Raw genomic sequence first — 22,106 nt, 5'->3', positions numbered from 1 at the left:
TCGCGAGCGCCTCGCGTCTGACATCGAAAGATGTTGGACGCGGGGCGTTTTGCTATGTCCGGACATATCCGCGATGTGTGAGATGACGCCTTAAGTCGGACTCGCGCACGGCTGCCTACATCAAAACTGGGTCAAACGACCCACTGGCGGGTCCGGCGTCCTACACTTCTGGCCATGTCGTACACCGAAGATCCGCGCCCTGTTCTGAGCGTTGCCGGCATGACCCGCAGACAATTGTTGGGCGCGGCGGTGGCAGGGGCGGTTGGTGTCTCCGTCGGGGCCTCTGTTCTCGGAGCCGGGACATCCAGCGCGGGAATGAACCCCGATGAGATTCTCGACGTTGTCATCGTCGGCGGCGGTCTGTCAGGTCTTGCTGCTGCGAGATCTCTTGCAAGAGCCGGAAAGTCGGTGCGGGTTCTCGAGGCCCGCGAACGCGCCGGCGGACGTGTCCACAACATCACGACACCGAAACTAGGTGTCACCCTCGATGCCGGAGCCGAGTTCGTGGGTCCGACGCAGACCCATATTGCCGTGTTGGCACGTGAGTACGGTGTGGTTTCCGTGCCCACCTACAACGAGGGCGACAGCGTTTTCTGGAACAGTGGCCGGCGTTCGACCATGCCGAGTGCGCTGGGAGTGCCGATCGACCCGGCCAGCCCTGAGGCGGCGTTCGCACTCGCTCAGCTCGAGGTGCAAGGTCTGCTTCAATTCCCTGTGGGTGAACCATGGAAGCACCCTGATGCGTCTTACCTGGACTCGATCACCTGGAAGCAATGGCTGGAAGCACGATCGATGTCTCCGACCGCCAGGATGTTGCTCTCCCTCGCCTGTTCTGCTGCGCTTTCCGTCGAAGCAGACGAAGTGTCGGCGCTGTACTTCTTCAACTATGTTGCGGCGGCAGGAGACGAGGCCAACCCCGGTAGCCTCATCCGACTACTGAGTACCTCCGGTGGCGCCCAGGAGCGGCTCTTTGTCGGCGGTGCTGCGCTGATTCCTCTTCGAATGGCCGCAGCGCTGGGTGATCGCATGGTGTACAACACCGCAGTCCGTCACATCTCGTGGAGCGATGGGTTCACGACCGTACAGAGTGATGCGGGGGCGTTGCGGGCCAGGAAGGTCATCGTTGCCATGTCGCCCGCGATCACCGGTCGCATCCAGTTCAGCCCTGGGCTGCCGGCAGACCGTACCGGTTTGCAGGACGGCTACCGGATGGGTGCCATCAGCAAGTTCGCAGCCGTGTACGCCGAGCCGTTCTGGCGTGCGAAGGGATTGTCGGGTCAGGTCATCGGAAACGGCGACCCGATCGACGTTTGCTTCGAGAATTATGCCGAAGGCAATCACGTCCTGATGGGGTTCATCTCGGCCGACGCGATGCGGCGGTTGGACAACGCTCCGCAGGAACAGCTGGTCGACGAGTGCATCAAGAACTTCGTCGACTATTTCGGTCCGGAGGCCCGCAACCACTTAGATCACGGCGTTTTCAAGTGGGATCTCGAACCGTGGTCGCAAGGTGGCCCGGTGGCCGTCAGCAGACCCGGAACGCTGACACGGTATGGCAGTTCCTTGCGGGCGCCCGTGGGCCCGGTCCACTGGGCTGGTACGGAGACTTCCGACTACTGGACCGGGTACATGGACGGCGCAGTGAGATCCGGGGAACGTGCCGCTCGTGAGGTCATCGCGGCTTTGTAGCGTGCGCGTCACCGGCAATTCGTCGTGGAGGGCCCTCAGCGACTACCCTGGCGTGCGGCCGATCGGCCATCAACAGGCAACTACATAGCGTGAATCCATCGATTCGGCGGCCCGTCCGCTGCGGTGAGATCGTGACGAAGAGGCAGACGTGAACGACAGAATGAACCGTGGCAGTGGCGGAAACACCGGCGGCAGTGGACGTGGCAATCAACCCGGTGGCCGGTCATCCGACCGTCAGGGGGGATCGAATCGCTCGGGCGCAGACCGCGGACGCAACTTCCGCAATGACTCGGATGCACGCCGCGGAACCGGCTCGGCCAATCGGCCGCCCGAACCGCTCATTCCTGAAGACGTGGTGCCGCAGGATCTGGATACCGCTGTACGCCGCGACCTCTTGAGTCTCGACCGCACCAATGCCGACACCGTGTCGCGGCACCTGATCATGACGTTCCGGCTGCTCGACGAGGATCCTCAGCTCGCCCTGGAACACGCACGCGCTGCGCGTCGTCGCGCCGGCCGGATTGCGATGGTCCGGGAGGCAGCCGGGCTCGCGGCCTACAATGCCCAGGAGTGGGCGGAGGCGCTGTCCGAACTGCGCGCAGCCCGCCGGATGTCAGGTGGGAATGCCCTGCTGCCCATGATCGCCGACTGCGAGCGTGGTCTGGGGCGGCCCGAACGTGCAATCGATGTTGCCAGAAGCGAAGAAGCCCGGGCACTCACCGGCGAAGAGGCTGCCGAGATGCGCATCGTCGAGTCGGGCGCACGTCTCGACCTCGGCGACTTCGACAAAGCCATCGTCACCCTGCAGACCAAAGACCTCGACCCATCTCGAGGCGGTACCGAGGCCGCCCGTTACTTCTACGCCTATGCCGCGGCATTGCTGGCCGCCGGCCGTCGTGACGAGGCGATCACCTGGTTCATGAACGCCGCTGCCGCCGACGACGACGATGTGACCGACGCCGAGGAACGGCTCATGGAGCTGAGCAACCCCGAGGGCGTCGACACCGAGTTCGAAGAAGGTGGCTTTGCCGGCGAGGACGAGACCTCCACGCCGACAACACTTGCCCAGTCCGCTCCGACAACCCGGTCGGTTCCTGTGGTTGCAGAGCCTGTTCAGGTCCCCGCTCCCGTTGTCCCGAAACTCATCCCGGCTGAGCCCGCCGAGCCGGGTGCGCGCCTGCGCGATGGCTACGACGTCCTGCTCCTGGATCTCGACGGTACCGTCTACGCCGGAAAAGACGAGATCCCCGGCGCAAGAGAAGCATTGGACGCCGGCGACCAGCGCAACTTCTACGTCACCAACAACGCCAGCCGGTCTCCGGACGATGTCGCCGCGCACCTGCGCGATCTCGGTTTCGTCGCGGAACCCGATGAGGTCGTCACCAGTGCTCAGACCGCCGCTCGGCTGCTCGCCGAACAGTTGCCGATGGGTTCGCGGGTCTTGGTCGTGGGAACCGACGCACTCGTCCACGAGGTCCGATCTGCAGGCCTCGGGGTGACACGAAGCGCCGACGATCGTCCGGCCGCTGTTGTGCAAGGACATTCGCCGGACACCGACTGGTCCAATCTTTCCGAGGCTGCCCTGGCGATCCGGGCCGGTGCCCGCTGGGTTGCCTGCAACGTCGACGCCACGCTTCCGACCGACCGCGGACTCCTCGTCGGCAACGGTTCGATGGTGGCCGCCGTGGCAAACGCAACCGGGCAGCAACCGCAGGTCGCCGGAAAGCCTGCGGCACCGCTGATGATCGACGCGGTCAACCGCAGCGGTTCCAAGACGCCGCTGGTGGTCGGCGACCGACTCGACACCGATATCGAAGGCGCCAACGCCATCGAGGCGGACAGCTTGCTTGTCCTCACCGGTGTCAGCACCGCCGTTGATGCGCTGAATGCTCCGGAGGCGCAGCGCCCCACGTTCGTGTCGGCGGATCTCAGCGGACTCAACGCCGCGGCGGACGATGTTGTCGTCGGCCCGCGCCCCGGCTGGCACGTCAGTGTCCTGGACGGCACGTTGACCGTGGTCGCTCAAGACGGTGCGGACGCGAGCGCGGTTCTCTACGCGGTGCTCCATGCCGCGTGGTCACAGGAGCCGCGCGCTCGCTGGACCGTGGAGGCCGCCGAAGAAGAAGCGCAAGCCGCTCTGATGGGTGCCGGTCTCCTGAGCTGAGTGCGGACCGGTCAGCTCCGAGAGAACTCGGATGCGGCCGTGATCTGTTCGTCGGTCGGGCGCACACCGGTGTACAGCACGAATTGCTCGGCCGCCTGCAGGGCGATCACCTGTGCGCCGGTGATGGTGGGTCGGTTCTCGAACGCCGCGATGAGTGGGGTCCGCGACGGCATCGCGACCACATCGAACGCGGCCTGTGCTGCCTCGACAACCTCGGTGGGGAAGGGCAGGCCGTGAGCGTCGGGGCCGCCTGCCATGCCGATCGGGGTCGCATTGACCAGTAGCTGTGGGCGGTCCGCGCCGAGGTCTGGTTGCCAGGTGAAGCCATATTGTTCTGCCAGCGCGGAACCGGCGACACGGTTGCGGGCCACCACGACGGTGTTCTGGTATCCCTCATCGCGGAGAGCGGCGACCACCGCTTTGGCCATCCCTCCGCTACCGGCGATCGCTACTGAATAATTGTTCGGTATCGCGCTGTCGCGCAACAGATTTGCCGCTGCCTGATAGTCGGTGTTGTAGGCATGGAGGACACCGTCCTCGTTGACGATCGTGTTCACCGACGCGATGGCGGCGGCCGAATCATGCATCACGTCGACCAACTCGATGACTTCTTCCTTGAAGGGCATCGAGATTCCGGCACCGCGGATGCCGAGGGCTCGTAGACCTCCGATGGCAGCGGGCAGATCTGTTGTCGTGAACGCCTTGTAGACGTAGTCAAGCCCGATTTCGTTGTACAGATAGTTGTGAAACTTGGTGCCGATGTTGCTCGGCCGTCCCGACAGGGAGATACACAATTGCGTCTCACGGCGGAGGACACGGGCATCAGGTGCGTGGGACGGCGATCCGTCAGTGGTGGACGTCATCACTCGACGCTAACAATCGACTAGCCTTGGCAGGCGATGAACCATCCCCGCCCCGGCCCCATCCCAGGCCCCAGGCCCGGCCCCAAACCTGGGCCGGCTCCTGTCGAACCTGCATCCAACGTCGACCTCGGTGAGATCCGGGAGCGGGTGGCAGACCTGCTCGAGCAGGCCGATCAAGTCGCGGCCGGTGACGACGCCGAAGGCATGGGTCTGAACCAGCTCGCCCGGCAGGCCGAGCTGCTGGACAGAGCGCACACGGTACTCACCGAGGCCCTCGAAAAGGTCGATCGTGTCTGAGTTCCGTTCTCATGGCGCGTAGAGCCCGGCTGGACGCCGAGCTGGTCAGGCGAGGTGAAGCGCGGTCTCGTGACCACGCCCGAGCACTCATCGAAGCCGGCCGCGTCAAGGTCAATGGAACGGTCGCCTCCAAGCCGGCCACCAATGTCGACCTCGGTGCCCCGATCGTCGTAGCCGACTCCGACGACGAAGGTTGGGCCTCACGGGGCGCCCACAAGCTCCTGGGTGCACTGGACGCCTTCGAACCGCTCGGACTATCAGTAGCGGGCAAACGTTGCCTGGATGCCGGTGCGTCCACCGGCGGCTTCACCGATGTGTTGCTGCGCCGTGGAGCTGCCGAAGTGGTTGCGGTCGACGTCGGGTACGGCCAGCTCATCTGGCGCATACAGAACGATCCGCGCGTCGACGTCCGTGACCGCACGAACGTTCGGAGCCTGTCCGCCGAGCAGATCGGCGGTCCGGTGGAGGTTGTCGTCGCCGACTTGTCGTTCATCTCCCTTAACCTGGTGCTCGCAGCGTTCGCCGACTGCGCTCAGGAGGGAGCGGACCTGCTTCCGATGGTCAAACCGCAGTTCGAGGTCGGCAAAGACCGGGTGGGATCAGGGGGAGTCGTGCGAGATCGGGCTCTACGTACAGAAGCGGTGACTGCCGTGGCCCAGACAGCAGCGGGGCATGGGCTTCGCACGCTCGGTGCGGTTGCCAGCCCGCTGCCAGGACCGTCGGGCAATGTTGAATACTTCCTGTGGCTGCGAAAAGAGTCGACTGCAGCGGGCGCGTCGGAACCGGTGACGGTGGACGACGAGGTACGCGCGGCGATAGCCCAGGCAATCGAGGAAGGGCCCCAGTGACAGACCACAACGACGCCGCACCGGCGGCATCGGGACGTGAGTTCTTGGTGGTCGCCCACACCGGACGCGACAACGTCCACGAGACCATGGCCGTGATCGCCAAACGATGCGCCGAGGCGGGCGTCGGACTGCGGGTGATCGACCACGACACCATGCCCAGCCACCCTGGGCCCCAATATCTCGGCACGGTCTATCCACTCGATCCCGCCGAGCTCCGCGAGATCGGCGCCGATGTCGCGGTCACCGCCGGCGACGAACAGTCCGCGGCGGGTTGCGAGGTGGTCATCGTGCTCGGCGGCGACGGCACGTTCCTGCGAGCTGCCGAACTCGCCCACCCCGTCGGGGCGCCGGTACTCGGGATCAACCTCGGGCACATCGGTTTTCTGGCCGAGGCGGAGGCCAACCGGGTCGATGAAGTGATCGGCAAGCTGATTCGCCGCGACTATGAGATCGAAGACCGGATGACGTTGGACGTCTGCGTCCACGTCGACGGAGAAGTGATCGCGAAGAGCTGGGCTCTGAACGAGGCGAGCATCCAGAACCTTTCGCGGCAAGGGGTTCTGGAGTTGATCACCGAGGTCGACGGCCGACCGGTCTCGGCGTTCGGGGCGGATGGGATCTTGGTGTCCACGCCGACCGGATCGACGGCCTACGCGTTTTCCGCGGGCGGACCCGTGATGTGGCCGGATCTCGAGGCGATCTTGCTGGTGCCGTCGAATGCGCACGCACTCTTCGCCCGGCCGATGATCACCAGCCCCCAGTCGCGGGTCGCGGTGGAGGTACTGGCCCGGGGGCAGGATGCGCTCTTGTCGTGCGACGGTCGCCGCAACATCGACGTTCCGGCGGGAGGTCGGATCGAGGTCGTTCGTGGTGAGCGACCGGTGCATTGGGTGCGCATCGATTCGGACCCGTTCGCCGATCGTCTGGTCCGTAAGTTCCAGCTACCGGTCACCGGGTGGCGGGGGAGGCAGCTGTAGTGCTCGAAGAGATCTCGATCAGTGGCCTCGGTGTCATCGACAAGGCCGGTGCCGAGTTCCACGAGGGTTTGACCGTGCTGACCGGTGAGACGGGTGCAGGCAAGACGATGGTTGTCACCAGCCTGCATCTGTTGTCGGGTGCCAGGGCCGATGCGGGGCGCGTGCGATCGGGGCAGGCACGTGCGGTTGTCGAAGGCCGGTTCCGGGCGACGGGCCCGGACGCAGCGGAGGTGCTCGACTCGTCAGGGGCAGAACTCGACGAGGATGGCACCGTCATCGCCGTCCGCACCGTCAACGCCGACGGCCGCTCGCGGGCACATCTGGGTGGACGGTCGGTCCCGGTCGGGCTGCTGGGGCAGTTCACCAGTGGACAGCTCGCCATCCACGGGCAGAACGACCAGTTGCGGCTCCTGCGGGCCGAGCACCAGCGCGACGCACTCGATCGGTTCGCGGCCGAGGCGGTCACCAAACCGCTCAAGGCCTATCGCGAGGCGCGCGAACGGTGGATCACCCTCGCCGACCAGCTGCGCGATCGACAGGCCAATTCGCGGGAGATCGCCCAGGAAGCAGACCGATTGCGTTTCGGGCTCGATGAGATCGACAAGGTCGCCCCGCAACCGCGAGAAGACGAAGAGATCGCCACGACCGTCCGTCAGCTCAGCGATCTGGAGACCATTCGCAACGCTGCGGTGACCGCACTGGACGTGGTGACGGGCGCAGGTTCGGAAATCGACGCGGGGACTGGATCGTCGGTACTCGACGGGTTGGGTGCAGTCCGGACGACGCTGGCAGCGATCAACGACGACACCCTGCGGACCCTGCTGCCGCGCGTCGAAGAAGCGTTGACCGTGGTCGGTGACATCGGGGAAGAGCTCAGTTCGTTCGTCTCCGGTCTGCCCACCGACGCTGCCGAACTCGAGCAGTTGCTCCAACGGCAGGCCGAACTCAAGTCGCTGGTCCGCAAGTACGCACCGGACATCGACGGCGTCATCGGATGGGCCGAGGCCGCCCGGTCGCGGCTGGCCGAGATCGGCGACTCCTCGGAGTCGCTCGACGAGCTCGCCGCCCGGGTGTCCGCCGCGAGAGACGATGTCGCCGCTGCGGCGGTCAAGTTGACCAAGGTGAGGGTGAAGGCGGCCAAATCGCTTGCCAGCAAGGTCAGTTCAGAGCTGTCCGGGTTGGCGATGGGGGATGCGCAACTAGAGGTCTCGGTGGCATCCGACGTGGCCACCGACGGCGATCGCCGGTCCATCGAGGTCTCCGGACAGCAGGTGCATGCCGGATCACATGGTGTGGACAGAGTGGAGTTCGGCCTGAGTGCACACGCGGGCGCGCCTGCTCGTCCCATCGCGAAGTCGGCATCTGGCGGTGAACTGTCGCGGGTGATGCTGGCACTCGAAGTGGTGCTGGCAGGTCAGGGCAGAGGATCGACGATGGTGTTCGACGAGGTCGATGCCGGCGTCGGTGGGCGGGCAGCGGTGGAGATCGGCCGCAGGCTGGCCCGACTTGCCCGAGCCCATCAAGTCATCGTCGTCACGCATCTCCCGCAGGTCGCGGCTTTTGCCGACAATCATCTGCTGATCGGCAAGCAGACCAGTGCGCAATCGCGCGGCGGAAAGGCCGGTCGGGTCACCAGCTCGGTCGAGGTGCTCGACCGCGACGAACGCATCGCCGAACTGGCTCGCATGCTTGCCGGCCTGGGTGACTCGGACACCGGACGTGCTCATGCCGAGGAACTTCTCGGCACCGCCGAGCAGGAGAAGACCGCATTCGCGGAATGACACCGTTGTTACTCGTGTGACAAAAGTGGCGTGTGTTACGGCGCGCCTCCGCCAAAACTGTCGAGTAGTGGTTCAGTGTTTCTCGCATGAAGATGCCTGCCCTGCTGTCACGCACAACCGAAACTCTGCCTGGGATCAGCGGTATCGCCAGGATCGACAAGAACACCAAACGACTGCTCTCGAGAGTCGGCCCCGGGGACATCGTGATCCTCGACGAGGTCGACCTCGATCGCGTCACCGCGGACGCCCTGGTGGCCGCCGACGTGGTGGCGGTGGTCAATGCCTCGCCGTCCATCTCCGGTCGGTTCCCCAACCTCGGTCCCGAGCTGCTGGCGGCTTCCGGCATCACCCTGATCGACGACGTGGGCGTCGAGGTGTTCAAACGCATCAAGGATGGCGCGAAGATCCGGATCGACGAAGGCGGGCTCTACAGCGGTGAGCGTCGGCTCGCCAAGGGCACCGAACTGGGCGAGCGCGAGATCGCGGACCTGATGATCGATGCGAAGACAGGCCTGGTCGATCATCTGGAGGCGTTCTCCGGCAACACGATCGAGTTCATCCGCAGCGAGTCACCGTTGATCATCGACGGAGTGGGCGTGCCGGATGTCGACATCCGCATCGAGGGCCGCCACGTCGTGGTGGTCGCGGACGGGCCCGACCACGTCGCGGACCTCAAGCGCCTCAAGCCGTTCATCAAGGAATACCAGCCGCTCATGGTTGGTGTCGAAGGTGGCGCCGACACGTTGATGGAGATGGGTTACCGTCCTGATCTCGTGGTCGGCGACCCCGAAGGTATGAAGTCCGCAACGCTCAAATCGGGCGCGCAGGTGGTGCTTCCGGCCGACCCCGACGGACATGCCCCCGGGCTCGAGCGAATTCAGGACCTCGGTATCGGGGCCATGACCTTCCCTGCGGCGGGCTCGGCCGCTGACTTGGCCCTGCTGCTTGTCAACCATCACGAAGCGGCCCTCATCGTCACCGTCGGCCACGCGGCATCGATCGACGAGTTCTTCGACCGCAGCCTGCGGGAATCGAACCCGTCCACGTTCCTGACGCGGCTCAAGGTCGGTCCCAAGCTGGTCGACTCGAAAGCTGTTGCCACCCTGTACCGCTCACGGGTCTCCGGCGCGGCGGTGGCCCTGCTGATCCTGGCCGCACTGACGGCGTTGATCGTTGCGGTACTGATGTCGAGCGCCGGCACCGAGGTGATCGACTGGGCAGCAGATCAGTGGGACCGGCTGGCCGATTGGGTCACCCGGGTCTGGAATGAGTGACGCCTCACCTCGGTCCAGTGCCCGCAAGGCAACGTCGAACCCGCTGCCGGCGATGATTGACACGATGTGTCCGCGGTACCGCCCCGTACTCGGGTGCGGCACCTCGGGGAGAAAGAGGGATCTGTGATTTCGCTTCGCCAGCATGCCATTTCGCTGGTCGCGGTGTTCCTGGCGCTGGCTGTGGGTGTGGTGTTGGGCTCCGGTTTCGTCGCCGACACCTTCGGGTCGTCCAGCGATGCGCAGGATGAACGTGAGCAGCAACTGCGAGACGAGAATCAGCAACTCAGCAGTAATCTCAACGCGGCGAACAATTTTGACGCCGCCATCGCGGGTCGGTTGCTCGGCGGGAGCCTCAAGGACCGCCCTGTGCTCATCATCACCACTCCGAACGCCGATGAGGGTGACATCGCGGCCGTCAAAGACAACCTGAACAAGTCCGGTGCGATCTTCAACGGCCAGCTGGCTCTGACGGAGGCGTTCATCAGTGACCAGAATGCCGAGAAGATGCGGTCGATCATCGACCAGTCCATTCCGCCCGGCAGTGAACTCCGGACCGAACTGACAGACTCCGGCGGGCGCGCCGGTGATCTTCTCGGGCTGCTGCTGAACCTGTCGCCGGAGGACGCCGAACCGCAGGTCTCGTCGAGCGACACCACCGCCGGTCTGGCAGCGCTCAAGCAGGGAGGTTTCGTCGACTACGCCAACGGCGCGGTGAAGCCCGCCCAGTTGTCGATTGTTGTGACAGGCAACAAGTTCGCGGACGACTCCGGAGCGCGCGGGCAAGTGATCGGGCGCTTCGCCGTGGCGTTCGCCCAGCGGGGATCGGGCACCGTCCTGGTCGGACGCACGGGATCGGCAGAGGGCTCCTCGCCCATCGCTGTGGTCCGGGCCGATCCATCGCTCAACTCGAAGATCTCGACTGTCGACAACGTCGATCAGGCCACTGGACGCATCACCACAGTGCTGGCCCTCACCGACGAGCTCGGCAACAAGCAGGGAGCATTCGGCACCGGCCCAGGGGCCACCGCCATCGCCCCGGAATGACAGACGCTTTATGGGCGCTCGCCACCGCGGTCGGGATACCGATGGTGGCGAGCGTGCGGTCCGTGTCGCGGCGGTGAAGAAACGTCCGCATTGGTGTTACCGTGGAGTCCCGTAGGTAGGCAAGGTTTTCTTGCCCCCTAGCCGATGGTCAAGCCCCGCCCTCGGCTTCGTCTCCAGCCGAACGGAAGAAGCGTTGCGACCACTACGCCATGCGCGCTCAGGCACAAAACACATCTTTGTCACCGGGGGCGTCGCGTCGTCACTCGGCAAAGGCCTGACGGCTTCGAGCCTCGGCCAGTTGCTCACAGCTCGCGGCCTTCGCGTCACGATGCAGAAGCTCGATCCATATCTGAACGTGGATCCGGGCACGATGAATCCTTTTCAGCACGGTGAGGTGTTCGTCACAGAAGACGGCGCCGAGACCGACCTCGACGTCGGTCACTACGAACGATTCCTCGACCGCGATCTCTCCGGTTTCGCGAATGTGACCACCGGACAAGTTTATTCGACTGTCATCGCGAAAGAACGTCGCGGTGAATACCTCGGCGACACGGTTCAGGTGATCCCGCACATCACCGACGAGATCAAGAACCGCGTCCGGGCGATGAGCCAGGCCGACGCCGACGGTGAGATCCCCGATGTGGTCATCACCGAGATCGGGGGCACCGTCGGTGACATCGAGTCGCAGCCTTTCATCGAGGCCGCTCGCCAGATCCGCCACGATGTCGGCCGCGACAACGTGTTCTTCCTGCACGTGTCCCTGGTGCCGTACCTGGCGCCGTCGGGTGAGCTCAAGACCAAGCCCACCCAGCACTCGGTGGCCGCCCTGCGCAACATCGGTATCCAGCCCGACGCGTTGATCCTGCGCTGCGACCGCGATGTGCCCGAGCCCCTCAAGAACAAGATCGCCCTCATGTGCGACGTGGAGGTCGAAGGCGTCATCTCGACACCGGACGCCCCGTCCATCTACGACATCCCCAAGGTGCTCCACTCCGAACAGCTCGATGCGTACGTGGTGCGCAAGCTCGGTCTGCCGTTCCGCGACGTCGACTGGACCGTGTGGGGTGAACTCCTCAAGCGGGTTCACGAGCCGCGCGAGGAGGTGACGATCGCGCTGGTGGGTAAGTATGTCGAGCTGCCCGACGCCTACCTGTCGGTGACCGAGGCCATCCGGGCCGGCGGATTCGCCCACCGCGCGAAGGTCAACCTCGTCTGGGTGCAATCGGACGAATGTGCCGAGGATGACGGCGCGAAGACGGCGCTGGCCCGCGCGGACGGCATCCTCATCCCCGGAGGGTTCGGGATCCGGGGCATCGAGGGCAAGGTGGGCGCTGTGCGGTTCGCGCGCACCCACGGCGTCCCGTTGCTGGGTCTGTGCCTCGGTCTGCAGTGCATCGTGATCGAGGCCGCACGAGCCGCTGGGCTCGATGAGGCGAGTTCCACCGAGTTCGACCCCGAGACCCCGTTCCCCGTGATCTCGACGATGGCTGACCAGGAGCAGGCTGTCGCCGGCGAAGCCGACCTCGGCGGAACCATGCGGCTGGGCGCCTATCCCGCCAAGCTGGATCGCGGTTCCGTGGTGGCCACGGCCTACAACGCAGTCGAGGTCTCCGAACGCCATCGCCACCGGTTCGAGGTGAACAATTCCTACCGGGACAAGATCGCAGAGAGTGGCCTCGTGTTCTCGGGTACCTCACCGGACGGGCACCTGGTGGAGTTCGTCGAGTACCCGCGCGAGGTGCACCCGTTCATGGTGGGCACGCAGGCGCACCCTGAGCTCAAGAGCCGCCCCACTCGCCCCCATCCATTGTTCAGTGCGTTCGTGCGGGCATCGCTGCGGTACAAGGCAGCCGAACGACTGCCGGTGAACATCCATCCCGATGACGACGCGGATCCCGCCGATCTCGATGACGTCACCGCTGCCGAGGCCGGTGTGCTGGAGGCCGGGGCTTGAGCCAGTCGCCACATGAGTTCGGCACGGTCGGAAGCGAATTGCAGTACAGCGGCGCCATCGTGGCCCTACGGGTCGACGAGGTCCAGATGCCGGGAGGCCGCACAGCAAAGCGTGAGGTGGTCGAACACCACGGTGCGGTCGCCATCGCCGCGGTGAACGACAAAGACGAGATCGCACTGGTCTTGCAGTACCGGCATCCGCTCGGTCGTCGGCTCCTCGAACTGCCCGCAGGTCTGCTCGACGCCGGGCCGGATGAGTCACCGTTGGAAGCGGCCAAGCGGGAACTGGTCGAAGAGACCGGCTTGGCTGCCGACCACTGGAACGTGTTGGTCGACGTGGCTGTCTCACCGGGATTCACCGATGAGGCCCTGCGCGTATATCTCGCGACGGGGATCCGGGAGGTCCCGCGGCCAGACCCCGAAGACGAAGAAGCCGACATGAAGATGCAGTGGGTCGGCCTCGATGATGCAGTGGACAAGGTGCTCTCGGGCGAAATTGTCAACTCGACGGCGGTGAGCGGCATCCTGTCACTGGTTGCGGCCCGGGCGCGCTCTGTTTCGCTGCGCGGCACCGACGCGCCCTGGGCTGACCGGCCTGTCGCGTTCGCTCAACGCAAGGCTGCACAGGCATGACCGCCGGCCGGGCCTTCGACGTTCTCGAGAACTCATGAGCCCGGCCGCGCCATGACCCTCGCAGACCAGGTGCAGATGTATCTGGATCACCTGGAGGTCGAGCGCGGCTCGGCCGCCAACACCTTGCAGTCGTATGCCAGAGATCTGCGGCGGTACCAGGAGTATCTGGCCGAGCGGGGGATCGATTCGCTCGCCGAGGTCGCCGAATCCGACATCCGGGAGTTCCTGGTTGCGTTGCGTCGTGGCGATCCGGACAAGGAACGACCGCCACTCGCGGACAGCTCGATCGCTCGAACCCTGGTGGCCACCAGAGGATTTCACAAGTTCGCTGCCGGCGAGGGGCTTGTGCAGGCCAACGTCGCGCATGCCGTCGCGCCACCCAAGGCGCCGCGCCGACTGCCCAAAAGCCTGCCCGTGGACGAAGTGCTGGCGATCCTCGCCGCCAGCGGGGGAGACGACGTCTCCGACGGGCCGCGACCGCTGCGTGACCGGGCATTGCTGGAGCTCTTGTACAGCTGCGGGGCCCGGATCTCCGAGGCCGTCACTCTGGATGTCGACGACATCGATACCGGGTCCCGGTCCGTTCTGCTGCGCGGCAAAGGAGGCAAGGAGCGGGTGGTGCCGGTCGGGAGGCCGGCCATCGCCGCACTCGATGCCTACCTGGTGCGAGGGCGCCCCGCGCTGGTCTCGCGGTTCAACCCGGCGTTGTTCCTCAACACCCGCGGGGGGCGTTTGAGTCGGCAGAGTGCGTGGCAGGTGCTCGTCGACGCGGCGGCGCGTGCAGGATTGGACAAATCGGTCTCGCCACACACGTTGCGACACAGTTTTGCGACCCACCTGCTGGACGGCGGCGCCGATGTACGCGTCGTGCAGGAACTCTTGGGTCACGCATCGGTGACCACCACGCAGGTGTACACCCTGGTCACGGTCGGCACCATGCGTGAGGTGTATGCCATGGCTCATCCACGGGCCCGGTGAGGACGTCCCGCTGTGCCCGCGACGGTGAGCCTCCACAGCCGTGTCGCGCCGACCCACTAGGCTCGTGATGTGACAACGCCACAGCCACCAGATCGAGGCCACGGGCGTGACGCGCATCAATTGATGATCTCCACGCCTTCGCGCGGCGACAACGACGACGAGACGACGCCGAGCGGCTGGGATCACGATCGCGAGAAGCCCAGCCCAACGAGTGAATTGGGTCCGACCGGACGCCCCGTGCGTGAGGTGCCCGAGCCGGCGCCGCTCGACCATCACGGCCCGGCGACGGTGGTTGCCGTCTGCAACCAGAAGGGTGGGGTCGGCAAGACCACCTCCACCATCAACCTGGGCGCCGCTCTCGCCGAGTGCGGGCGTCGCGTGTTGCTCGTGGACCTGGACCCTCAGGGCGCGTTGTCGGCGGGGCTCGGCGTACCCCATCACGAACTCGACCTGACCGTCCACAACATGCTGGTCCCGCCGCAGGTGTCGGCGGACGAGGTGCTCATGCGCACGCGGGTCGAGAACCTCGACCTACTCCCGTCGAACATCGATCTGTCCGCGGCCGAGATCCAATTGGTCACCGAAGTCGGCCGTGAACACACGCTGGGCCGCGCTTTGCACCCTCTGCTCGACCGCTACGACTACGTGCTCATCGACTGCCAGCCGTCACTCGGTTTGCTCACCGTCAATGCGCTCTCGTGCGCCGACACCGTGATCATCCCGATGGAATGCGAGTACTTCAGTCTTCGTGGGCTGGCGCTGCTCAACGACACCATCGAAAAAGTGCGTGATCGGCTCAACCCGCGCCTCAAGCTCGGCGGCATCCTCGTAACCATGTTCGATGCGCGCACCCTGCATTCCCGTGAGGTGATGGCCCGAGTTGTCGAGGTGTTCGGGGACAAGGTGTACGACACCGTGATCGCGCGCACCGTCCGCTTCCCCGAGACCAGCGTTGCGGGCGAACCCATCACGTCATGGGCACCGAAGTCTGCGGGTGCGCGCGCATACCGAGCGCTGGCCCGCGAAGTCATCGCCCGCACCCGCTAGTCGTGATGACAGAAGCACCACCGGAGAAAACGGGTTTCCAGGTCAAACTGACCAACTTCGAGGGCCCCTTCGACCTGCTGCTCAACCTCATCGGCCAGCACCGGATGGATGTCACCGAGGTGGCGCTCCACGAGGTCACCGACGACTTCATCGCCTACACCAAGCAACTCGGTACCGAGATGGGCTTGGATCAGACCACCCAGTTCCTCGTGGTGGCTGCCACCTTGCTCGATCTGAAGGCGGCACGACTGCTGCCGTCTGGTGAGGTGGAGAACGACGAAGACCTCGCACTACTCGAAGCCCGGGATCTACTTTTCGCGCGCTTGCTGCAGTATCGGGCTTACAAACAAGTAGCTGCACTTTTTGCCGAGCTGGAAGCAGCTGCGCTGCAACGTTATCCGCGTGCGGTATCGCTGGAGCCGCAGTTCGAGTCGTTGCTGCCCGAGGTGACGATCGGCGTCAGCCCGGCGGTGTTCGCCGAGGTGGCCGTTGCGGCCATGACGCCCAAACCGGTTCCGCAAGTCGGTCTCGGGCACCTACACGTCTCACAGATCTCGGTTCCTGAACAGGCGGCCCGAGTCGGTGAGATCTTGCGCAATGCCGGCGCGGGAGCGTGGGTGAGTTTCACCGATCTGGTGGCCGAGTGTGACTCAGGGCTCGGAGTGGTGGCCCGGTTCCTGGCCCTGCTCGAATTGTTCCGGGAACGTGCAGTCGCATTTGAACAACCTGAGGCGCTCGGTACCTTGCGGGTCAGTTGGACCGGGGAGATCTCAGATCCTGCGGCGATCGTGGTGAAGGCGGAAGACTATGGATGAGCCAGACGGCGGCGTTTCGGCCGTGGAATCGGACGCACTCTTCGAGGCGGAGACCCTCGACGAACCCGAGATGCGGGCAGCCCTCGAAGCCATGTTGCTTGTGGTCGACACACCCGCCACGAGTGAGCAGCTGGCATCGGCGCTCGATGAGACCAGCGCTCGGGTGGATGCCCTTCTCCGTCAGATGAGCCAAGAGCTGACCGAGCGTCGCAGTGGCATGGACCTGCGGTTTGCCGGGGACGGCTGGCGGTACTACACCCGCAACGACTTCGCGCCGTACGTTGAACGGCTCCTGCTCGATGGCGCACGCTCGAAACTGACCCGGGCGGCGTTGGAGACGCTCGCCGTCATCGCCTATCGACAGCCGGTGACACGGTCTCGTGTCAGTGCTGTTCGTGGTGTCAACGTCGACGGGGTCATCCGTACCTTGATTGCTCGTGGTCTGATCAGTGAGGCGGGGACCGACGTCGATTCGGGCGCGGTGATGTATCGCACCACGGAACTGTTCCTGGAGCGTCTGGGTCTCGCTTCGCTCGGTGAGCTGCCGGATCTGGCGCCGCTGCTGCCCGATGTGGATGTGATCGATGCCCTCGGTGACGAGATCAACAGCGACCCGAGATTCGCCAAGTTGGCAGGTGGCAGGGCAGACTTGAGGGACAAGACCAACAACATCACCGTTGACGACGACTGACGACAACGGGAATTAGGGACAAAAGCATGGCACCCGCTAGCCGAGACGGCAGACCGGACAGAAACAAAGACAAGGGCAAGAGGCGCGCTTCGAGGTTCGAGGACTCGGCCGAGCCCGACCGCGGAGGACGCCCGTCAGCGGAGCGTGGCGGTAAACCCGCAGCCGAGCGCGGCGCGCGCCCATCAAGAGATCGTCGAGAGCGCCCCGCAGGTGAACGCGGCGGCAGGCCGACGGCCGATCGTGGCGGTAGGCCGTCGGGAGATCGTGGCGGTAGGCCGGCCGGAGAACGTGGCGAGCGAGGCGGACGCCCCGGTGCCGACCGTGCCGGCAGGCAGTCAGACGAACGCGGTGGACGGCCCACGGGAGAACGTGGCCGTTCCACCGGCGAGCGCGCGGGTAGGCCCGGCGCTGAGCGCAGTGGGAAGCCCGCGGGGGAGCGCGGCGGTAAGCCCGCACATCGCGGACAGGGTGCGGCCGTCGAACGATTCCGGAAGAGCCATCGCAAAGGTGCTGGGCCCGAGGGCAAACCGCGGTCGGCACCCGATGTGAAGAGCGGCCAGGTGCGGCTCAACAACGCAAAGCCGGCGCGCGAGCAGAACCCGTTGGATGTCGGCGGCGATGGTGCGACGTACGTCGAAGGCGGCATGCGGCTGCAAAAGGTCCTCGCGCAGTCCGGGGTCGCATCGCGACGCGGTGCCGAAGAGCTGATTGCCGCCGGTCGGGTCGAGGTCGACGGTGAAATTGTCCTGGAGCAGGGCCTTCGCATCGATCCCAAGACAGCCGTCGTGCGAGTGGATGGCGCGCGCGTGGTCGTCAACGAAGAACACCAGTACCTGGCACTGAACAAGCCCAAGGGCTGGCAGTCGACGATGGCAGATGACTTCGGTCGTCCCTGCATCGGTGATCTGGTTGCCGAGCGAGTCATGGCCGGGCAGAGGCTCTTTCACGTGGGCCGTCTGGACGCGGACACCGAGGGTCTCATCTTGCTGACCAACGACGGTGAACTCGCCCATCGGTTGATGCACCCGTCCTTCGAGGTGCCGAAGACGTACATGGCCACCGTTCGCGGTGAGGCGCACCGCACGCTGGGCAAGATCCTGCGCGACGGTATCGAGCTCGATGACGGCCCGGCCAAGGTCGACAAGTTCTCGCTGCTCGACGTGAACGAGGGAATCTCCTTGCTGCAGCTGACCCTGCACGAAGGGCGCAAGCGGATTGTGCGCCGCCTCCTCGATGAAGCCGGTTACCCGGTGATCCGCTTGGTACGCACCGACATCGGCGCAGTCAACGTCGGAGAGCAGCGTCCGGGAACGTTGCGGGTGCTGGGCAACAACGAGATCGGTGCCCTGTACAAGGCGGTGGGGATGTGACCGGAACCGAACGAGCCGTGATAGCGATCGACGGCCCCGCCGGCACCGGCAAGTCGAGCGTCTCCCGTCGAGTGGCAATAGCGCTGGGCGGCAACTACATCGACACCGGCGCCATGTACCGGGTGGCAACGCTCAAGGCCCTTCGCGCCGGCGCGTCGCTGGATGACCCGGAATCGATCGACAAGGCCACCGACGACCTCACCATCTCCGTCACCAACGATCCGCAAGCGCAGATCGTCATGATGGACGGCGAGGACGTGACCGACGAGATCCGGAGCGACGCGGTGACGCGTGCAGTGTCTGCGGTGTCGGCGGTACCCGCAGTACGCACGCGTCTGGTCCAGGCACAACGCGACCTCGCGCAGAGTGGGCTCAGCGTTCTGGAAGGCCGCGACATCGGCACCGTTGTGTTTCCGGACGCCACGTTGAAAATCTTTCTCACAGCGTCGCCGGCGGCGCGGGCGCAGCGTCGACATGATCAGAACACCGCTGCGGGAATGAAAAGCGACTACCAAACGGTTCTTGACGACGTAGTCCGTCGGGATCATCTGGATTCCACACGAGCGACGTCGCCGTTGCGGCCCGCGGAGGATGCGGTCCAGGTCGACACCACCGATCTGGGCATCGAAGAGGTTATCGCCAAGCTGGTCGAGTTGGCGCGTAACCGGATTGAGGTAAAAGCATGAGTGACACTTTTGATGGCGCCGCGCCGTCGTCTGACGGCATATGGACAGATGAAGCCGAATGGGACCTGAGTGAGTTCGCCGATGTGGACGACGACGGCGCCCCACTTGCCGTTCCGACGGTCGCCATCGTCGGACGCCCGAACGTGGGTAAGTCTTCACTCGTCAACCGCATCCTCGGTCGCCGCGAGGCGGTTGTGGAGGATGTGCCCGGGGTGACACGCGACCGCGTGTCGTACGACGCCTCCTGGGCCGGTCGACGGTTCCTGGTGCAGGACACCGGCGGTTGGGAACCGGACGCCAAAGGGATGGCACAGTCGGTGGCCCGCCAGGCCGAGGTCGCGATGAAGACGGCCGACGCGATCGTTCTCGTCGTGGATGCCACGGTCGGTGCCACCAGCACCGACGAAGCGGTTGCCAAGGTGCTGCGCCGGTCGAAGACCCCAGTGCTGCTGGCAGCCAACAAGGTTGATGATGAACGCCTCGAATCGGAAGCCGCGTCGTTGTGGTCGCTGGGTCTGGGGGAGCCGTTCACGGTGTCCGCAGCTCACGGCCGTGGCACCGGCGATCTGCTCGACCGGATCCTGGAAGCGCTGCCCGAGACCCCCCGAGAATCCGTTCTCACGGGTGGTCCGCGCCGAGTTGCGTTGGTGGGCAAGCCCAACGTGGGCAAGAGCTCTCTCATGAACAAACTGACCGGAGAAGATCGGGCGGTTGTCGACAACGTTGCCGGAACCACCGTCGACCCGGTCGACGAGCTGGTCGAGCTGGGCGGCAAGATCTGGAACTTCGTCGACACTGCCGGCCTGCGCAAAAAGGTGCAGCAGTCGAGCGGACACGAGTTCTACGCCTCGCTGCGTACCCGTTCGGCCATCGAGGCAGCTGAAGTGGCCGTGCTGCTCATCGACGCGTCCGAACCGATCACCGAGCAGGACCAGCGGGTCCTCACGATGATCATCGAGGCCGGCCGTGCTCTGGTGATCGCCTTCAACAAGTGGGACCTGGTCGACGAGGATCGCCGGACGCAGTTGGAGAAGGAGATCGACCGCGACCTGTCGCGCGTGCCCTGGGCACGGACGGTCAACATCTCCGCGCACACGGGACGCGCCGTCCAAAAGCTCGTGCCGGCGCTGGAGACCGCGCTGGAGTCATGGGACAAGCGAGTGTCCACCGGGCAGCTCAACACGTGGCTCAAGGCCGTGATCGCCGAGACACCGCCGCCCATGCGCGGAGGCCGGCTACCCAGGGTCATGTTCGCCACCCAGGCGGCCACCAGGCCGCCGACGTTTGTGTTCTTCACCACGGGGTTCCTGGAGGCCGGTTATCGCCGGTTCCTGGAGCGCAAGCTGCGGGAAGCCTTCAACTTCGACGGCTCACCTGTCCGGGTGAACGTGCGCGTTCGCGAGAAGCGAGAGCGCAAGAAGTAGCTGATGGGCGGCACTCCGGGAACCGATTGGCATCGGAGGCCGCCCGTCAGATAGTCTTTCTGACGCTGCTCCTCACGGATCAGCAACGGGCTGTGGCGCAGTTTGGTAGCGCACTTGACTGGGGGTCAAGTGGTCGCAGGTTCAAATCCTGTCAGCCCGACAGTGATGGCAAAGGTCAAGGCGGTTCCGGAGAAATCCGGAGCCGCCTTTTCAGTGCCCGGGCTCGGCCCAGATCTTCTCGAACGGGACGGCACGACCCAGGATCTGCTCCGCAGCACGATGCCCTGACTTCAGCGCACCGGTCACCGTGGAGGGATCGTCGGTCCAGGTTGCCTCGCCCGCCAGGTGCAGCACGTCGTCGATCGGTATGGCCAGATCGTCGTGATCCACGCGGTCCGAGCCCACTGCCATGTAGGAGTACGAACCCCGCGAGTACGGGTCGTCCTGCCACCGCGTGACGTGTACCCGTTGGGGTTCGACGACGCGGTCGCCGTACAGCTTTCGGAGTGCATCGAGGACGGAGTCGGCGATCTGCGCGTCCGACCATTTGCGTGTCTCTCGTGCACACGGGCCGGCGGCGAATGTCAGGAGGGTCGGAGAACCCGCCGTCGAGCTCACGTCGTACCAGGAATGCCACCAGCGGCCGGCTTCCCCTTGTTGGCGTATCGCATAGACGTCTTCATCCCAGAACTTGCGCGGGAACTGCAAGAACACCTTCTCGAAAGCGTTCATCCCGAGCCTGGCGAGAGCCTTATTGTGTGCCTCGGGTAGTGGGGGATCAAAGACGAACTCTGGCGACTTCAGCACACCGATCGGCACCGTGACCACCACCCGGTCGGCAGAGAAGCGACCGCGGCTGGTGTCGACGGAGGCACCGGCCTGCCCCCACTGCACTCGCGTGACCTCGTGCTCGAGTCGAACGTCGAGTCCCTCGGCAAGGCTGGTGGCGAGTACGTCATATCCGTCGGGGAAGACGACTTCTGCTCCCTCGATCGCATCGTCGTCGAGCCCATGTGCGTCGAGGTCGTCAAGCCACACACCGAGTTGTTCCTCGGTCCGATGCCGCATGAACTCGCGGACGCGCATCGCGCGTTGGTTGCTCCAATCAATTTGCGCCAGAGCGGCTTCGACTGCCCTGCCGTATGATGTACCCGGCTCCGAAGCGGCGACGGTAAGTCTGAATTGCTCGTCGAACCGATGGATGTCGGCCACAAAACGCTCCGTCTCCTCGGCATTCAATCGGGTGCCGGCGGGGGAGTAGTAGGCGATTGGCCCGCCTGGTTGAAAGCTGCCCACGGTGAACTCCACGGTGCGCATGCCGAAAGCGTCGACTGCGTCGGCAACCGGGTTGTTGTCGACCCCGTGTATCCACGATGCGCCGTAGTCGATGACGTCGCCGTCGGCACGCGACGTCCAGACGCGTCCGCCCACCCGATCGCGAGCTTCCAGGATCACCACGCGCCCGCCCTCTCCCGAGAGGATTCGTGCGACGGTCAATCCGGCTATCCCGGCACCGACGACCAGCGTGTCAAAGTCTGTCACTGCATATTCCGATCTATCGCCATGTGAATC

At 65.1% G+C, this 22,106-nt stretch carries 19 protein-coding genes and 1 tRNA gene; 18 read left to right on the top strand and 2 right to left on the bottom strand.

The window, feature by feature from the left end; genetic code table 11:
• Positions 1-174: 174 nt before the first annotated feature.
• Together WIMU1_RS15600 and WIMU1_RS15595 are read left to right on the top strand one after the other, a co-directional pair.
• A complete protein-coding gene (locus WIMU1_RS15600) occupies positions 175-1,689 on the top strand; it encodes a flavin monoamine oxidase family protein (protein WP_084248276.1) in 1,515 nt (504 codons plus the stop codon).
• A 160-nt stretch (positions 1,690-1,849) separates the two neighbouring features.
• A complete protein-coding gene (locus WIMU1_RS15595) occupies positions 1,850-3,853 on the top strand; it encodes an HAD-IIA family hydrolase (RefSeq protein WP_062798488.1) in 2,004 nt (667 codons plus the stop codon).
• A gap of 11 nt (positions 3,854-3,864) precedes the next feature.
• On the opposite strand, the gene WIMU1_RS15590 is transcribed toward WIMU1_RS15595, so the two are convergent.
• Positions 3,865-4,716 carry a shikimate 5-dehydrogenase gene (locus tag WIMU1_RS15590; RefSeq protein WP_062798487.1) on the bottom strand — a complete coding sequence of 284 codons (852 nt, stop codon included), beginning with the start codon at positions 4,714-4,716 and terminating at the stop codon, positions 3,865-3,867.
• Between the two features lie 36 nt (positions 4,717-4,752).
• Here WIMU1_RS15590 and WIMU1_RS15585 point away from each other — a divergent pair, with 36 nt between their 5' ends.
• From WIMU1_RS15585 to WIMU1_RS15510, 16 genes are all read left to right on the top strand, one after another.
• Positions 4,753-5,013 carry a hypothetical protein gene (locus tag WIMU1_RS15585; RefSeq protein ID WP_062798485.1) on the top strand — a complete coding sequence of 87 codons (261 nt, stop codon included), beginning with the start codon at positions 4,753-4,755 and terminating at the stop codon, positions 5,011-5,013.
• 11 nt (positions 5,014-5,024) lie between these two features.
• A complete protein-coding gene (locus WIMU1_RS15580) occupies positions 5,025-5,861 on the top strand; it encodes a TlyA family RNA methyltransferase (protein ID WP_062798483.1) in 837 nt (278 codons plus the stop codon).
• The gene (locus tag WIMU1_RS15575) at positions 5,858-6,838 is read left to right on the top strand and encodes an NAD kinase (protein ID WP_062798481.1); all 981 of its coding nucleotides are present in this window, start codon (positions 5,858-5,860) and stop codon (positions 6,836-6,838) included. Before WIMU1_RS15580 ends, WIMU1_RS15575 begins: the two co-directional genes overlap by 4 nt.
• Positions 6,838-8,619 (top strand): DNA repair protein RecN, encoded by a 1,782-nt coding sequence (recN, locus tag WIMU1_RS15570; RefSeq protein WP_062798480.1) that lies wholly within the window; start codon positions 6,838-6,840, stop codon positions 8,617-8,619. Before WIMU1_RS15575 ends, recN begins: the two co-directional genes overlap by 1 nt.
• Before the next feature lie 86 nt (positions 8,620-8,705).
• Entirely contained in the window at positions 8,706-9,893 is a 1,188-nt protein-coding gene (gene steA, locus WIMU1_RS15565; RefSeq protein WP_023957939.1) for a putative cytokinetic ring protein SteA, read from the top strand.
• Between the two features lie 123 nt (positions 9,894-10,016).
• Positions 10,017-10,937, top strand: a complete 921-nt coding sequence (locus WIMU1_RS15560) for a copper transporter (protein WP_030162450.1) — start codon at positions 10,017-10,019, stop codon at positions 10,935-10,937.
• 193 nt (positions 10,938-11,130) lie between these two features.
• Positions 11,131-12,891 carry a CTP synthase gene (gene pyrG, locus WIMU1_RS15555; protein WP_084248275.1) on the top strand — a complete coding sequence of 587 codons (1,761 nt, stop codon included), beginning with the start codon at positions 11,131-11,133 and terminating at the stop codon, positions 12,889-12,891.
• Positions 12,888-13,523: an NUDIX domain-containing protein gene (locus WIMU1_RS15550; protein WP_062798478.1), complete on the top strand. Its 636-nt coding sequence runs from the start codon at positions 12,888-12,890 to the stop codon at positions 13,521-13,523. Before pyrG ends, WIMU1_RS15550 begins: the two co-directional genes overlap by 4 nt.
• A gap of 51 nt (positions 13,524-13,574) precedes the next feature.
• Entirely contained in the window at positions 13,575-14,501 is a 927-nt protein-coding gene (gene xerD / locus WIMU1_RS15545; RefSeq protein ID WP_062798476.1) for a site-specific tyrosine recombinase XerD, read from the top strand.
• A gap of 123 nt (positions 14,502-14,624) precedes the next feature.
• A complete protein-coding gene (locus WIMU1_RS15540) occupies positions 14,625-15,548 on the top strand; it encodes a ParA family protein (protein WP_023957947.1) in 924 nt (307 codons plus the stop codon).
• A 5-nt stretch (positions 15,549-15,553) separates the two neighbouring features.
• Positions 15,554-16,363: a segregation and condensation protein A gene (locus WIMU1_RS15535; protein ID WP_062798673.1), complete on the top strand. Its 810-nt coding sequence runs from the start codon at positions 15,554-15,556 to the stop codon at positions 16,361-16,363.
• Positions 16,356-17,054, top strand: coding sequence for an SMC-Scp complex subunit ScpB (gene scpB / locus WIMU1_RS15530; RefSeq protein ID WP_062798474.1), 699 nt, complete (start codon positions 16,356-16,358; stop codon positions 17,052-17,054). The genes WIMU1_RS15535 and scpB overlap by 8 nt, the downstream gene beginning before the upstream one ends.
• Before the next feature lie 26 nt (positions 17,055-17,080).
• Complete coding sequence (locus WIMU1_RS15525) at positions 17,081-18,424, top strand: pseudouridine synthase (RefSeq protein ID WP_084248274.1); 1,344 nt, start codon at positions 17,081-17,083, stop codon at positions 18,422-18,424.
• A 17-nt stretch (positions 18,425-18,441) separates the two neighbouring features.
• A complete protein-coding gene (gene cmk, locus WIMU1_RS15520; RefSeq protein WP_174548747.1) occupies positions 18,442-19,110 on the top strand; it encodes a (d)CMP kinase in 669 nt (222 codons plus the stop codon).
• A complete protein-coding gene (gene der / locus WIMU1_RS15515) occupies positions 19,107-20,534 on the top strand; it encodes a ribosome biogenesis GTPase Der (RefSeq protein WP_030162491.1) in 1,428 nt (475 codons plus the stop codon). Before cmk ends, der begins: the two co-directional genes overlap by 4 nt.
• 86 nt (positions 20,535-20,620) lie before the next feature.
• A tRNA-Pro gene (locus tag WIMU1_RS15510) sits at positions 20,621-20,694 on the top strand.
• Between the two features lie 50 nt (positions 20,695-20,744).
• Here the strand turns inward: WIMU1_RS15510 and WIMU1_RS15505 are convergent.
• The gene (locus WIMU1_RS15505) at positions 20,745-22,076 is read right to left on the bottom strand and encodes a flavin monoamine oxidase family protein (protein ID WP_062798470.1); all 1,332 of its coding nucleotides are present in this window, start codon (positions 22,074-22,076) and stop codon (positions 20,745-20,747) included.
• Positions 22,077-22,106: the final 30 nt, after the last annotated feature.

The sequence above is a fragment of the Williamsia muralis NBRC 105860 genome, assembly GCF_001598915.1.
GTDB classification, from domain to species: Bacteria; Actinomycetota; Actinomycetes; order Mycobacteriales; family Mycobacteriaceae; genus Williamsia; species Williamsia muralis.
This window is presented reverse-complemented; position numbering and strand designations above follow the sequence as displayed.